Raw genomic sequence first — 13,257 nt, forward strand, 5'->3', positions numbered from 1 at the left:
AGGCGCGTCAAGCGCCTGGGCGCTTACTGTGGGGCTGTGCCCTGCCCTTGAGCTGTAGCTGGCACGCCTCGAGCGCTTGATCGCGCTGCTTAAGCTCATCGTTCAGTCGCTGTAGTTCCCGTACCTGGTCAGCGCAAGTACCGCGCTTGGCTTCCAGCTGCTGAGTCTGGCTTTGCAGCTGACGCCGCATTTCATCGCTCGCCCCCTGCGCTTGCGCCAGGATCGTCCGCAGCCCCTGGATCTGGGCGTCGCGCTGCTCCAGCACGCTGTCCAGAACCTCGCGTTCACGGGTTGACTGTCGCTGCTCGCCGAGCATGCGCTCATTGTCCCGGTGCAGCCGGGTCAGTTCGTCTTGCTTGAACATCAAGCCTTGCTGCAACTGGCGCACTTGCGCCTGCAGCTGTTTCAGCTGCGCTTCATGGCGGCGCTGCTCTTGCTCTAGCGCATCGCGGGCGTGACGATGCTTTTCCTCCAATGAAAGAATCTGTTCGTCCTTGTCGGCGAGGCGCACCTTCAATTCGCCAAGCGACTGGCTGAGGCTTGCGTTGCGCAGCTGTTCGGTCTGCAGGGTACGTTGCGTGGTGCCGAGCGTTTCCGACGCTGCCTCCAATGCCTGGGTTTGAACCTGCAGCTGTTGATGGGTCGCAGCCAATGCCTGCTGGGCGAGCTGAAAACGGGCTTCAAGTTGCTCACGCTGCTGGCTGAATGCAACTTCGGCCGCCTCGATGCGCAGGTCGGCCTCCTGCTGCAATTGCCTGGCCAGTTGCTCCACCAAACGTCCCAGTGGCTCGCTTAGCGCCGCCGTGCCCTTTGGTGTGGCCGGCTGAAGGCTCTCTAGCTCCTTGAGATAACGATGGATGGTGGTCTTGGACCCGGTATTCCCGAGCTCGATACGTACCGCATCGATACTGGGATGTTCGCCACGGGCTAGCAACGCTTGCCGTGCCTGTTGCACCACCTCTTTATTGATTCCGACCCGGGCCATCGCCGCTCCTGATATTTCGTACCATAGTATGTACTATGTATTTACGTACGAATTTTCCCTTTGTTCCAAGGCAATTTCAAGGTTTCCCTCGCAAGCCCGCCGGGTCGATTCTTGCTGCACGATCTAGCCTTTTCGCTTGAATGCCTCGCGCCGGGCTGCCCGCTCGTGGGCGAACTCCTCACTCACGTGGGCTTCGAGATCATCACGCGTCACCGGCGCGCCGCATTGCGGACAAATGCTGGCAAGGCCCACGTCATGCCCGCATGCCCTGTGCACCATACGTACCGCCACCGCCTCCCCCTCGCCTTTGCACCAGCGCTCTCCCCAGGCACGCAAGGCATAGATCACCGGGTAGAACGCCTGGCCCTTGGCGGTCAGGTGGTAGCCGTGTCGCCGGGGCTTGTCACTGTATGGACGGCGTTCGACCAGACCGTCGGCCTCCAGCGCCTTGAGCCGGGTAGTCAGCATTTGCGGGGTTGCCTGGGTCTGGATCTGGATATCCTCGAAGCGCGTCGCGCCCATGTACAGCTCCCGCAATACCAAGAGCGTCCATTTGTCGCCTACCTGCTCCACTGATCGGCTCACTGGGCATAGCGTGGATGAGGCATCGGCTGGCCGTTGTGTCACAACGTTTCTCTCCATAGTCACTTTGATTTTCAAAGTAACACGGCAACCAGCCTTTGGCCCACCTAAAGAAACGGCTAGAACCACCGAAACCATTGACACTATGATTTTCATAGCTGATATTCGGCACACCTATCCCGGAGCCTCCCCCATGACCGACACCGCCTACCCCCTGTCACGCACCGGCCTATTGCTGGTCGATCCTTACAACGACTTCCTTTCCGAAGGCGGCAAGCTGTTCCCGCTACTCAAGGACGTCGCCGAGCACGTGCACCTGCTCGACAACCTGCGTAGCACCGTTGCCAGCGCGCGCGCCAACGGCGTGCAGGTGTTCTATGTGCCCCACCGCCGCTGGCAGCCCGGCGACTACGATAACTGGAGCCATCCGAACCCGACCCAGCGCCTGGTGCAGCAGCGCAAAACCTTCGCCAAGGGCACCTGGGGCGGCGAATGGCACCCGGACTTCATCCCCCAAACAGGCGATATCATTGTCCATGAGCATTGGGGCCAGAGCGGCTTCGCCAACACCGATCTGGACTTCCAGCTCAAGCAGCAAGGCATCACTCACGTGATCGTGGTCGGGTTGCTCGCCAACACCTGTATCGAATCGACGGCACGCTTCGCCATGGAACTGGGTTACCACGTCACATTGGTGCGTGATGCCACCGCCGCCTTCACGCCGGAAATGATGCACGCCGCCCACACGCTCAATGGCCCGACCTTCGCTCACAGCATCGCCACCACCGCCGAACTGGCGCAGTCGCTGGCCGAACGTTGAGTACATGCCCGTGAGTGAACCTTCCGGCCGCTTGGTGGCGGTGATGGCGGCAAGCTGCGCGCTGGCCGTGTCCGCGCTCTACTACCACCAGCCCCTGCTGGCACAGATGGCAGCAAGCTTCGGGCTGACGGCGACACACGCCAGCGCCATCGCCACGCTGACGCAACTCGGCTACGCCCTGGGCCTGTTATTGATCGTGCCGCTGGCCGACGTGCGTCAACCGCGCCAGCTCGCCTCGGTGGCGATCATCGCCAACCTGGTGGCCTTGCTTGCCTGTGCCTGGGCCCCCAGCTTCGCCATGTTGTGTGCGGCGAGCTTCGCCGTGGGCATGACCGCGATCAGCGCGCAGTTGATCATTCCCACCGTCGCCGGCGCGGCATCGGCGGCAAGCCGCGCACGGGTGGTCGGCAGCTTGCTGGGTGGGCTGTCCAGTGGCCTGCTGCTGGCGCGCACGGTGGGTGGCCTGCTCGGCGCCAAGGCGGGCTGGCAGGCGGTGTTCTTGATGGCGGCAGTGGCCGACCTGGGCTTGCTATGGATCGTCGCCCGCCAGCTACCGCTCAACCCGAGCCTGGGTTCGATTGGCTACACACATCTGCTGCGTTCTCTGTCCACGCTGCTGCGCGAAGAGCCAGTGCTGCGCCTGTGCGCGGCCAGCGGGTTCCTGATGTTCGCCGCGTTCAGCGCGCTATGGGCATCGCTGGCCTCGCTACTGAGCCAGCAGCCCTACAGCTTCGGCCCAGCCACCGTTGGCCTGCTGAGCCTGGTGGCGCTGATCGGTATATTCGCTTCGCCACACATCGGCGCGCTGGCGGACCGCATCGGCACGCAGCGTACGGTGATGACAGGCGTGTCAGCGCTGGTCATCGGGTTCAGTCTGGTCGCCTTTGCAGACCACAGCCTGACCGCGCTGCTGGCCGGAATGGCACTGCTCGACCTGGGCAATCGTGCGGGTTTGGTGGCCAACCAGGCGCGGGTCTATGCGTTGCGCGCTGAAGCGCGCAGCCGACTGAACACGGTGTTCATGAGCACCTACTTCCTCGGCGGGGCGACCGGTGCGGCGCTAGGCAGCTACGGTGCGCACCAGGCCGGATGGGCGGGCCTGGCGGCGGTGGGTGGCGCGCTGGCCGTGGCGGCCGGGCTGCTCGGAGCACTCGCGCCTGGGGCTGAAGGGCAGCGACGCTAGCACGCACGTCGATGGCGTGCAGCTCAGGGCTGCCCCCTTCGCATCATCGGTCCCATCCCAGCATCGACCACGAAAGTCGCGGGCGCCACGCCTATCAGCTGAGCTGCGCCTTCAGCCAGGCGGCAAGCGCTTGTGCCTCTGGGCGGCGCTCCTGGCCGTGTCGCACGCATACCGACAAAGCGTCCTGCAGCACGACGGTCTCGGCGAATGGCGCAACCAGTTCACCCCGCGCGAGCATCCCCTCTGCGGTGCGTCGCCAGCCCATGGCCAGCCCGTGTCCGGCAACAGCGGCCTGGAGCATCAACGAGTAGTTATCGAAGCTCAACGACTTGCCGCCGCTTGGCAACTCAAGGCCATGGGCCGCCATCCAGGTGTCCCATTCCAATTCGTATTGCGGCACTGTCTGGTGCAGCAGCAGGGTGCAGCGCTGCACCTGGTCAAGCGTCAGCGCATCGCTGCCCATGCGCGCCAGATAGCTGGGGCTGCAGACAGGGAACACTTCATCGCTGGCGCTGAACAGCAGCGGATGCGCCCCTCGGTCCCGACAGCTGCTCTGCATCGCCACGTCGAAATAGCCCTCGTACTCGGCCAATGGCCGCAGCAACGTCGCGACCTTGAGTTCGATCTCCGGGAATTGTTGGTGAAAGCTCGATAGCCGAGGCATCAGCCAGTGGAATGCTTCGCACATCTGACACAGCAGCACCACTTGGTTGGTTCCGGCAACGCCGCGCAGCCGGTCGGCCTCGTTGGCAAGCCCAGCCAATGCATTACCCAGGATATAGGCAAGACTGCGCCCCGACTCGGTCAGGTACACGCCGCGGTTACGCCGCTCGAACAGCGCGACACCAAGGTCTGCCTCAAGCGCGCGAATCTGCCGGCTGACCGCTGCCTGGGTGATATGCAGCTCCTGGGCCGCACGCGATACGCTGCCGAGCCGGGCGGTTGCCTCGAACGGCAGCAGCGAGGCCAGTGGGGGGAGTGACTTGCCGAGCCTATTCATGACTTCAGGTTAACCCTCTGGACCGAAAGATCATTTGTAGCACAGCCTGCGCGCCCGCAGCATGGACACAGCCCACCACCGCCCCCGGCCAGGAGCCAACATGCTCGCCTCACCCTCATCCAGCGCCCGGGGCGTGGTCTTTGCCGTCATCGCCACGCTGTTCTGGGCCAGCAACTTCATCACCCCCTACGTCACGGGTGAATATGGGATTCTCGACGTGTTGCTGGTGCGTTACCTGTTCACTGGTGCTCTGGGCCTGATTGGCCTGCTGCTGTATCGCGAGCGGCTGCGCCAGTTGGGGCCCCGGCAATGGCTGACCGGCATGGCCCTGGGCGTCATCGGCTATCTGGTCTACAGCGCCAGCATCGCGGGGAGCGTGATCTTCGGCGGCCCGACCCTGATCGCCGCCTTCATCGGCTGCGTGCCGGTGCTCCAGGCGCTGCTGGGCAATGTGCACGCGCAACGGGTGGCATGGACACGTCTGGCGCTGCCGATCGGGCTGCTGGGCATCGGCCTTTCGCTGATCAACCTGGACCTGTTCACCAGCCCCTACGCCCCTGCTGACGGTGTGCTCGCCGGGATATTCGCTGGCTTGGCGATCCTCGCCTGGCTGTCGTTCAGCGTCATCAACCAAAACGCGGTCGTCGATCTCGCGCCGCGGGCTACCGCAGCTTGGACTTGCCTGATGATGGTTGGCGCAGGCCTGGTCGCAGCCCTTCTCGCGCCCCTTGCCAGTGCCTACGACCTGCTGCGCTGGCAGGGGGCTCAATGGAGCACCGAGGGCGCGCTGCACCTGTATGGCTGGGCAGCGCTGATCGGCGTGTCCTCGTCGCTGGTCGGCGCCGCAGCCTGGAACATCGCCACCCGCCATCTGCCCATGGTGCTGTCTGGCCAGTTGATCGCCCTGGAGTCGGTGTTCGCCAGCCTGATGGGGTTGGCGTTCGTCGGCCGTGCACCAAGCGCTTTGGAAACAGCGGGCCTGCTATTGGTGCTCGCTGGCACCGCGCGCGCCATCCACATCATTCTCGCCCCTGCCCACTCGGGCGTGGCGCCTACCCACCGCAAAGGAGTCTCAACGAAATGAACGCGATCGCGGACTACCGCACCTTCCCGCTCATCAGCCCCTTGGCCAGTGCCGCATCCTTCGCCGGCGGGGTCTCGGTAACCTGGGCCGACGGCCGGATCAGCCCGTTCCACAATCTTTGGTTGCGCGACAACTGCCCTTGCGGTGATTGTGTCTACGAGGTCACCCGCGAACAGGTGTTTCTGGTGGCCGACGTACCGGAAGACATCCAGGTGCAAGCCGTCACCATCGGCGACGATGGCCGGCTGGTCGTGCAATGGGACGACGGCCATGCCAGCGCCTATCACCCCGGCTGGTTGCGCGCCCATGCCTACGATGCCCAGAGCCTGGCCGAGCGCGAGGCGGCCAGGCCGCACAAGCACCGCTGGATGCAAGGTCTGTCGTTGCCTGTCTACGATCATGGGGCGGTGATGCAGGATGACGACACGCTGCTCGAATGGCTGCTGGCGGTGCGCGACGTGGGCCTGACGCAGTTGCACGGTGTTCCCACCGAGCCCGGCGCGCTGATTCCCTTGGCCAAGCGCATCTCGTTCATTCGCGAGAGCAACTTCGGCGTATTGTTCGACGTGCGCTCCAAGGCCGATGCGGACAGCAATGCCTACACGGCTTTCAACCTGCCCCTGCACACCGACCTGCCGACCCGTGAATTGCAACCGGGTTTACAGTTCCTGCATTGCCTGGTCAATGACGCCACCGGAGGAAACAGCACCTTCGTCGATGGCTTCGCGATCGCCGAGGCGCTGCGCATCGAGGCCCCGGCCGCCTACCGGCTACTCTGCGAAACGCCGGTGGAGTTTCGCAACAAGGACCGTCACAGCGACTACCGCTGCACCGCCCCCGTGATCGCGCTGGACAGCAGCGGCGAAGTGCGCGAGATCCGCCTGGCGAACTTCTTGCGCGCCCCCTTCCAGATGGATGCCCAGCGAATGCCGGACTACTACCTCGCCTACCGACGCTTCATCCAGATGACCCGGGAACCACGTTTTTGCTTTACCCGCCGGCTGGAAGCGGGGCAACTGTGGTGCTTTGACAACCGACGCGTGCTGCATGCCCGAGATGCCTTCGATCCGGCAAGCGGTGACCGGCATTTCCAGGGGTGCTATGTGGATCGGGATGAATTGTTGTCACGCATCCTGGTGTTGCAACGGTAGGACCGCCGCGGGGGCTCGATAGGCGCCCCCGGCCATTACCGCCACTTTCTTTTCTGGCCCATAACGAGGGGCAACCCAGGCGCGGCATGCATCATTCGATACACGACGTCACAAATGATGTAACTCACGGCCCATTTATCAGTTGGCCGTGAGTTCTTAAAGTTTCTCCATCCGCTGCTCATTACCCACAGCACACTGGATAGAGGAACTGATCATGCCATTTATCAGCGTTCGTATCACCCGTGATGGCGTTACCCGGGAGCAAAAGGCTCAGGTAATAAAAGAAATCACTGAAACCATGGAGCGCGTTCTCCATAAAGACCCGCTGTTAACGCATATCGTGATAGAAGAAGTCGACACTGATAACTGGGGTTACTCAGGTATTACAACCACTGAATACAGGCGGCAGTTGTCGGAATCGAAGTCATGAAACGGACAGTAGAAATCGATTTCGTTTCCGATGTCGTCTGTCCGTGGTGCGCACTCGGTTCGGCGGCATTGAATCAAGCCATCGCCAACGTAGCCGACGAGATAAACGTTCAGTTGACCTACAAACCGTTCGAGCTCAATCCCGAGATGCCTGCCGAGGGAGAACATGCCCTCGAACACATGGTTCGCAAATACGGTAGAACCGCGGAGCAGGTGGCGGCGCGCAACCAGTTGATGATCGAACGAGGACGAGAAATCGGCGTTGAGTTCAACCTTGAAAAGCGAACTCATTTTTTCAACACGCACGATGCTCATCGCCTGCTGTACTGGGCGGCCAGCAAAGGGCTTCAAACTGAGTTGCACCAGGCCTTGATCGAGGCGTACTTCGTCAACGGACAAAACCCCAGCAGCCACGCAACCTTGACGACCTTGGCCCAAAACGTCGGACTGAATGCCAAGGATGCGCTGCAAATCCTGGAGCGCGGGCAATACACGCACGAAGTTCGCCAAGTTGAAAGTTTCTACAGGGAACGCGGCATCAGTGCGGTGCCTGCAATGATCCTGAATCAACAGTACGTCGTTGCCGGCTCGCAATCTGTCGAGTTTTACGAGCAGGCCATAAGACAGTCGGCACGCATCACGTCGCCCACCTAAAGAACGTTAATCGATAACGGAGGAATTATCATGAGCAACCCTAAAAAAGTGATCATTGTAACTGGCGCATCTCAGGGCATCGGTGCGGGGGTGGTCAAAGGGTTCCGAGCCCTGGGTCACAACGTTGTCGCCACCTCGCGGTCCATTCAGCCATCGACGGATCCGGATATCCTGACCGTTGCAGGCGATATCGCGGACCCGGCCACTGCGCAGCGAGTGGTTAGTGAGGCCGTGGCCCGCTTTGGGCGCATCGATACACTGGTCAACAATGCAGGGATTTTCGTCGCCAAGCCCTTTACCCACTACACCCAAGAAGACTATGCGCATGTCGTCGCAACAAACATGAGCGGCTTCTTCTATATCTCGCAACTTGCCATCGCGCAAATGGAAAAGCAGGGTAGCGGGCATGTAGTCAGCGTCACCACCAGCTTGGTGGATCATGCTATCGACGGCGTTCCGTCGGTAATGGCGTCGCTTACCAAAGGTGGTATCAACGCTGCGACCAAATCGATCGCCATTGAGTACGCCAAGCGAGGCATCCGCGCCAATGCCGTGTCGCCTGGCATCATCAAAACCCCGATGCACGGCGCTGAAACGCACGAAGCCCTGGGTCAACTCCATCCCGTCGGCCACATGGGTGAGATCGATGACATCGTTCAAGCGATTCTTTACCTGGACAGCGCAGCATTTGTGACCGGCGAGATTCTGCACGTCGACGGCGGTCAGAGCGCAGGTCATTGATCGAGCCAGTGCTCATCATCGGAATGTCCCGGTGATGAGCAACTTGACGGTGCCTACTGGCGGCCGTGCCTTGGAATGAGAACGCCAACATCTTGCAGGGGGAGCGCGGCAAGTGCCGTCGTCAGTCCCGACGCTCGAAAATTGCCCCTTCCACACCCAGCACCTCGCCGTTGCTCGAATAGATACCGACCCCGGTCTCCCACACCCGCTTGACCTGCCCATCGGCACAGCGAATGCGATAGTCGAGTTGATACGGCTCGCGCTTGAGCAGCGCGCATTGCACGCAGTACCAGATGTAGTCGGAATACTCGTCGAGAATCAGCGTGCCATAGCTGCGTTGCGGGCTGCTGGTCAAGTATTCGGCGGGGTATCCGGTCAGGCTCAAGCAGCCAGCGCTGACATAGTCCATGAACCAGGTACGGTCGTTGTCCCCACGATAGATCAGCCCGGGCAACTCATCGAGTAAGCCGACCATGGACGGAATCGGTGCATCGAAAGGCGCAGGCGCACCCTCACTGGGCGGCGAAAGGTCGTCCGCCAGGCGCCACGACGCCCCGCTGCGGTGAATGCGGGTAGCCAGCTCCAAGCGAGAGTTGAGGCGAAATTTGCGCAGCAGGTTACGCACGTAGATCTTGACCGTGCCGTCGCTGATGCCCAGCTCGCGGGCGATCTGCTTGTTGCTCAGCCCCGATGTCAGCAATGCCAGGGTCTGGCCCTCGCGCTCGGTCAGCGCATCCCATACGGGAGCCTGGGGTAAGACGGTCGGTAACACGCTGGCGTGATGCATCCCTCTGTTCCTCCGCGGCACTCGATGGCTTGGCGCGCATTCGAACAGCAACTTTTATGCCTTGCGCGCACGACTACCCCTTTGTGCATACCTCCCCTAGCGGATTGAACGTTGATTCCCGAAGAGAAAATATCTTCCCCAACAGGAAACAACGACCCGTGCGAGGACAGCATGAGCAGTGCCGCCACCGATCACCCTTTCAGCGTGCCGCGCTACCCCTGCGGTGACCCTAACCAGGCCGCGACCACTTACCTGCTGGTGAGCCAGGCGCCAGGGCGCGACGAGTCAGCCGCCGTGGCCAGCGAACTCGGCGATGCCCAGGCAGGCCACCTGGCTCTGCCTGACTACGCCGACATGGCTGCACTTCAACGCGCCTTGGCCCAACGGCTGGCATCGGCCCAGGTTGGCTTGCACCTAGAGTTGCGCGGCGACCAGGCGTTCGTCTGGCCACTGCATGCCCAAGCGCGCGCTGCCGGCCTGCAAGAGGACGAGATAACCATCAGCAGCAGCGCGCAAGGCAGTCGTCTGGTGTTCTGCGTGCACTGCACGCACTGCCAGCCCACCGGCGCAACACCTCACCTGACCTGCTCCCATTGCGGTGTCGTGCTGGAAGTTCGCCGCCACTTTTCCCAACGCCTGGGCGCTTATCTCGGCGTCTGCGCCGATGCCGACCAGCCGTATAAGGAGGTGCACCCATGAGCGGTTTGATCGAAGTACGGGTCGCCGCCATCCGGCCCCTCACGCCAGTGATCCGCGAGTACCGCCTCGAAGCCGTCAGGGAACCGCTGCCCCGCTTCTCGGCAGGCAGCCATGTGCAGCTGCATCTCCCTAACGGTCGGCGCAACGCCTACTCGTTGCTTGGCGACCCGGCCAGGCATGACCATTACCGCATTGCGGTGCGGCACCAGACCAACTCCCGGGGTGGCTCGCTCTACATACATCAGCAACTGCAGATTGGCGACCGGTTGCGCATCAGCGCGCCAGCCAACTTGTTCGCGCTGCACCGGGAAGCCCGCCAGCATGTGTTGATCGCAGCCGGTATCGGTATCACGCCATTTCTGGCCTACAGCCACGAACTGCTCCGCAACGGCAGTGAGTTCGAACTGCACTATGCCTACCGCTGCGCAAGCAGTGATGCCTACCTGGACGAGCTTCGCCAATGGCTGGGGCCGCGCCTGCACGAGTACCCGAGCGGCGCGCGCCGCCTGGACATCGCCGCAATCCTGCAAGGCCGTCCACTGGGTACGCACATTTATGCCTGTGGCCCGCAATCACTGCTCGCCGACCTGCAGGCACACAGCCGCAAGCAAGGCTGGAGCCCCCGTCGGGTGCACAGGGAAGCCTTCGCCGCTGCCGAGCCAGGCCAGCCGTTCAGTGTCGAGTTGCTGCGCAGTGGCCGACAGCTGCAGGTCGCTGCCCACCAGAGCCTGCTCGAAGCCCTCGAAGAAGCAGGGTTGGAAGTCCCAAATCTTTGCCGCGGTGGCGTCTGCGGGCAGTGCCAGACGTCCTGGCTCAGGGGCGATGTCGAGCACCGCGACCTGTTCCTGAGCGCAGAAGACCGCACCCGCCATCTGATGCCGTGCGTCTCGCGCGGTTGCGGCAGCCCGATCCTGCTTGACCTCTGAACCGGAGACGCTCCCATGACCCTTACCTTCAAGCCTCTGGAAACCTACCGGGACGACTTCAGCTTCCGCAACAGCCCGGCGGCCATCGCCCGTTTTCCCTTCCCGTTTGCGCAAGACCAGTACATGTACTCGGTAAACCTGGAGCCGGCCGTGTCCCGCGACCCGGGCTCGGTGTTCGAACACTGTTTCGACATCGATGAGCACTACCTATCGGAGATCGCCGAGCGCGCCCGGGTACTGGAGCAGGATCCGCAGCGCTGCCTGGTCATGCCGCACATGGCCCAGGCTGCCTGGGACACCCTGGAAATGCTCATGGAGCATCTGGCCCGGGACTATCCCGAGGTGTTCCGTCTGAGCCGTGACGGCGCCGCCTGGCACTGGCAGAACTTCGCGCTGAACATCGACCAGCATTTCACCTACGGCGATGCCAGCACGCTGCCATGCGAGCCGCTGGAGTACGTCACCCGCCAGATGCAAGGCGACTTCGCCGTGCTCGATCAGCGTGACAGCGACCTTTACATGGATGCCGGCATGGTCACCTGCCCCGCGGACTGGTCATTGCGCTTCGACGCTGGCATGAGCTTCAAGCAATGGCACTCGCCGGTGCCCATGGCGCACCAGATGGGTGTGTTCGATCGTGCGTTGAAGTACCTGCTCAACCTCAAGGTCGGCCACCCGGTGCGCCGCCTGAACTGGACGCTGACCATCAACCCGCGCCTTGACACCTCGCCTGAGACCTTTCACCAGTGGGGAAGCGACCGCGGCAAGGTCACCGTCGAGAACGTCGGACGCCTGGTGCACCTGCGCGTCGAGCTGCAGACCATGAGTCGCCTGCCACGCTCGCACGCCCTGCTGTTCGGCATCCGTACCTACCTGATCAGCTTCGACGAATTGGTCAGCAATCCGGCCTGGGCGCAGCGTCTGCACCGGGTAATGCGCGACCTGCCCGACCCGATCGCCGACTACAAAGGCATCACCCGCTACCGCCAGCCCCTGGTCCAATGGCTGCGCCGCTTCGATGCCACTGCCTGAATCACTTGCCTGAACAACCACAACGAGAGGAACTGCCCATGGCTAACTCATGGCGCATCAGTGCATTGCGCGAACGTCACCTGGCGCTCGGTTCGAACCTGGAAGACTGGAACGGCATGGGCACCGCCTGGACCTACGCCAGCGACCTGGCCGACCACCACGAAGCGATCCGCACCCAAGCAGGACTGATGGACGTGTCGGGCCTGAAAAAGGTGCATTACGTCGGCCCTCACGCCGAAAGCCTGCTGGACTACGCCACGACCCGCGATGTCAGCAAGCTGTATCCGGGCAAGTCGGTATACGCCTGCATGCTCGACGACGATGGCATGTTCATCGACGATTGCATCATCTACCGCACCGGCCCCAATGCCTTCATGGTGGTGCATGGCGCCGGTAGCGGCCACGAGATGCTGATCCGCTCGGCCCAGGGGCGTCAGGTCGCGGTATTGTTCGACGACGACCTGCATGACCTGTCGCTGCAAGGCCCGCGCGCGGTGGACTTTCTCGCCGAGCATGTACCAGGCATACGCGAGCTTCCCTACTTCCACCACCTGCAGACCCACCTGTTCGGCCGTCCGGTGATGATCTCGCGTACGGGCTACACCGGCGAACGTGGCTACGAAATCTTCTGCAAGGCCGCTGACGCTCCCATGCTTTGGGACGGCATTCTTGAGCAGGGCAAGGCCCACGGCATCATCCCTTGCGCGTTCACTGCACTGGACTGGCTGCGGGTGGAGAGCTACCTGCTGTTCTTCCCCTATGACAACTCGCAGATGTACCCCTTCGCCGATCAGAAAGCCGGCGACACCCTGTGGGAGCTGGGCCTGGACTTCACCGTTTCTCCCGGTAAGCAAGCGTTTCGCGGTGCAGGCGAGCACCTGCGGCTCAAGGGCAAGGAGCGCTTTCGGATCTTTGGCGTGCTGCTCGAAGGCGCCGTCGCTGCCGAGGCCGGCGACACGCTGTGGCATCAGGGCCGCCAGGTCGGCGTGATCACCTGCGCGATGTATTCGCGCCTGACCGATCGCTCGATGGCCATCGCCCGCGTCGCCCCCCCTATCGCCGAGCAAGGCGTGCCGCTGCAGGTACGCGGCAGCCTGCAGGTGAACGCCATCACCCACACGCTGCCATTCGACGACCCGGAAAAGAAAAAACGCACCGCCAAAGGCTGACCTGTACGGGGACCC

At 62.5% G+C, this 13,257-nt stretch carries 15 protein-coding genes; 11 read left to right on the forward strand and 4 right to left on the reverse strand.

All coding sequences use genetic code 11. The features are described from left to right. Positions 1-7: 7 nt before the first annotated feature. Positions 8-985 carry a DNA-binding protein gene (locus C4Q26_RS26315; RefSeq protein WP_104883937.1) on the reverse strand — a complete coding sequence of 326 codons (978 nt, stop codon included), beginning with the start codon at positions 983-985 and terminating at the stop codon, positions 8-10. Positions 986-1,108: 123 nt separating this feature from the next. Further along, positions 1,109-1,627 (reverse strand): helix-turn-helix domain-containing protein, encoded by a 519-nt coding sequence (locus C4Q26_RS26320; RefSeq protein WP_104883938.1) that lies wholly within the window; start codon positions 1,625-1,627, stop codon positions 1,109-1,111. A gap of 133 nt (positions 1,628-1,760) precedes the next feature. On the opposite strand from C4Q26_RS26320, the gene C4Q26_RS26325 reads away from it, so the two are divergent. Together C4Q26_RS26325 and C4Q26_RS26330 are read left to right on the forward strand one after the other, a co-directional pair. Then, positions 1,761-2,387, forward strand: coding sequence for an isochorismatase family cysteine hydrolase (locus tag C4Q26_RS26325; protein WP_023380560.1), 627 nt, complete (start codon positions 1,761-1,763; stop codon positions 2,385-2,387). Positions 2,388-2,391: 4 nt separating this feature from the next. Continuing rightward, positions 2,392-3,570: an MFS transporter gene (locus C4Q26_RS26330; RefSeq protein ID WP_104883939.1), complete on the forward strand. Its 1,179-nt coding sequence runs from the start codon at positions 2,392-2,394 to the stop codon at positions 3,568-3,570. A 94-nt stretch (positions 3,571-3,664) separates the two neighbouring features. Here the strand turns inward: C4Q26_RS26330 and C4Q26_RS26335 are convergent, their stop codons facing one another. Beyond that, on the reverse strand, positions 3,665-4,570 hold the full coding sequence (locus tag C4Q26_RS26335; RefSeq protein WP_023380558.1) for a LysR substrate-binding domain-containing protein: 906 nt from the start codon (positions 4,568-4,570) through the stop codon (positions 3,665-3,667). A gap of 100 nt (positions 4,571-4,670) precedes the next feature. Here C4Q26_RS26335 and C4Q26_RS26340 point away from each other — a divergent pair, with 100 nt between their 5' ends. From C4Q26_RS26340 to C4Q26_RS26360, 5 genes are all read left to right on the forward strand, one after another. Beyond that, positions 4,671-5,654, forward strand: coding sequence for a DMT family transporter (locus C4Q26_RS26340; RefSeq protein WP_023380557.1), 984 nt, complete (start codon positions 4,671-4,673; stop codon positions 5,652-5,654). Continuing rightward, positions 5,651-6,805: a gamma-butyrobetaine dioxygenase gene (locus C4Q26_RS26345; protein WP_104883940.1), complete on the forward strand. Its 1,155-nt coding sequence runs from the start codon at positions 5,651-5,653 to the stop codon at positions 6,803-6,805. The genes C4Q26_RS26340 and C4Q26_RS26345 overlap by 4 nt, the downstream gene beginning before the upstream one ends. Before the next feature lie 214 nt (positions 6,806-7,019). Next, entirely contained in the window at positions 7,020-7,235 is a 216-nt protein-coding gene (locus C4Q26_RS26350; protein ID WP_023380555.1) for a 4-oxalocrotonate tautomerase family protein, read from the forward strand. After that, positions 7,232-7,888, forward strand: coding sequence for a DsbA family oxidoreductase (locus C4Q26_RS26355; protein WP_104883941.1), 657 nt, complete (start codon positions 7,232-7,234; stop codon positions 7,886-7,888). Before C4Q26_RS26350 ends, C4Q26_RS26355 begins: the two co-directional genes overlap by 4 nt. A 30-nt stretch (positions 7,889-7,918) precedes the next feature. After that, positions 7,919-8,629, forward strand: coding sequence for an SDR family NAD(P)-dependent oxidoreductase (locus C4Q26_RS26360; RefSeq protein ID WP_104883942.1), 711 nt, complete (start codon positions 7,919-7,921; stop codon positions 8,627-8,629). A 121-nt stretch (positions 8,630-8,750) separates the two neighbouring features. Here C4Q26_RS26360 and C4Q26_RS26365 read toward each other — a convergent pair whose 3' ends face one another. After that, the gene (locus C4Q26_RS26365; RefSeq protein ID WP_104881779.1) at positions 8,751-9,416 is read right to left on the reverse strand and encodes a LuxR C-terminal-related transcriptional regulator; all 666 of its coding nucleotides are present in this window, start codon (positions 9,414-9,416) and stop codon (positions 8,751-8,753) included. Positions 9,417-9,587: 171 nt separating this feature from the next. Between C4Q26_RS26365 and C4Q26_RS26370 the strand changes: the two genes are divergently transcribed. Genes C4Q26_RS26370 through C4Q26_RS26385 form a run of 4 tightly spaced genes read left to right on the forward strand, consistent with a single transcriptional unit; the run spans position 9,588 to position 13,242 of the window. Beyond that, complete coding sequence (locus tag C4Q26_RS26370; protein WP_027906962.1) at positions 9,588-10,115, forward strand: dimethylamine monooxygenase subunit DmmA family protein; 528 nt, start codon at positions 9,588-9,590, stop codon at positions 10,113-10,115. Beyond that, on the forward strand, positions 10,112-11,041 hold the full coding sequence (locus C4Q26_RS26375) for a PDR/VanB family oxidoreductase (RefSeq protein ID WP_023380550.1): 930 nt from the start codon (positions 10,112-10,114) through the stop codon (positions 11,039-11,041). Before C4Q26_RS26370 ends, C4Q26_RS26375 begins: the two co-directional genes overlap by 4 nt. A gap of 15 nt (positions 11,042-11,056) precedes the next feature. After that, positions 11,057-12,073 (forward strand): DUF3445 domain-containing protein, encoded by a 1,017-nt coding sequence (locus tag C4Q26_RS26380; protein ID WP_104883943.1) that lies wholly within the window; start codon positions 11,057-11,059, stop codon positions 12,071-12,073. Positions 12,074-12,111: 38 nt separating this feature from the next. Then, on the forward strand, positions 12,112-13,242 hold the full coding sequence (locus tag C4Q26_RS26385; RefSeq protein ID WP_027906965.1) for an aminomethyltransferase family protein: 1,131 nt from the start codon (positions 12,112-12,114) through the stop codon (positions 13,240-13,242). Positions 13,243-13,257: the final 15 nt, after the last annotated feature.

Source organism: Pseudomonas sp. SWI44 (genome assembly GCF_002947915.1).
GTDB lineage: Bacteria > Pseudomonadota > Gammaproteobacteria > Pseudomonadales > Pseudomonadaceae > Aquipseudomonas > Aquipseudomonas taiwanensis.

Coding starts and splice junctions, on each gene's coding strand:
- C4Q26_RS26340 (WP_023380557.1), top strand. CDS start 4,671: ATGCTCGCCTCACCCTCATCCAGCGCCCGGGGCGTGGTCTTTGCCGTC.
- C4Q26_RS26365 (WP_104881779.1), bottom strand. CDS start 9,416: ATGCATCACGCCAGCGTGTTACCGACCGTCTTACCCCAGGCTCCCGTA.
- C4Q26_RS26360 (WP_104883942.1), top strand. CDS start 7,919: ATGAGCAACCCTAAAAAAGTGATCATTGTAACTGGCGCATCTCAGGGC.
- C4Q26_RS26320 (WP_104883938.1), bottom strand. CDS start 1,627: ATGGAGAGAAACGTTGTGACACAACGGCCAGCCGATGCCTCATCCACG.
- C4Q26_RS26355 (WP_104883941.1), top strand. CDS start 7,232: ATGAAACGGACAGTAGAAATCGATTTCGTTTCCGATGTCGTCTGTCCG.
- C4Q26_RS26370 (WP_027906962.1), top strand. CDS start 9,588: ATGAGCAGTGCCGCCACCGATCACCCTTTCAGCGTGCCGCGCTACCCC.
- C4Q26_RS26330 (WP_104883939.1), top strand. CDS start 2,392: ATGCCCGTGAGTGAACCTTCCGGCCGCTTGGTGGCGGTGATGGCGGCA.
- C4Q26_RS26375 (WP_023380550.1), top strand. CDS start 10,112: ATGAGCGGTTTGATCGAAGTACGGGTCGCCGCCATCCGGCCCCTCACG.
- C4Q26_RS26380 (WP_104883943.1), top strand. CDS start 11,057: ATGACCCTTACCTTCAAGCCTCTGGAAACCTACCGGGACGACTTCAGC.
- C4Q26_RS26315 (WP_104883937.1), bottom strand. CDS start 985: ATGGCCCGGGTCGGAATCAATAAAGAGGTGGTGCAACAGGCACGGCAA.
- C4Q26_RS26335 (WP_023380558.1), bottom strand. CDS start 4,570: ATGAATAGGCTCGGCAAGTCACTCCCCCCACTGGCCTCGCTGCTGCCG.
- C4Q26_RS26385 (WP_027906965.1), top strand. CDS start 12,112: ATGGCTAACTCATGGCGCATCAGTGCATTGCGCGAACGTCACCTGGCG.
- C4Q26_RS26345 (WP_104883940.1), top strand. CDS start 5,651: ATGAACGCGATCGCGGACTACCGCACCTTCCCGCTCATCAGCCCCTTG.
- C4Q26_RS26350 (WP_023380555.1), top strand. CDS start 7,020: ATGCCATTTATCAGCGTTCGTATCACCCGTGATGGCGTTACCCGGGAG.
- C4Q26_RS26325 (WP_023380560.1), top strand. CDS start 1,761: ATGACCGACACCGCCTACCCCCTGTCACGCACCGGCCTATTGCTGGTC.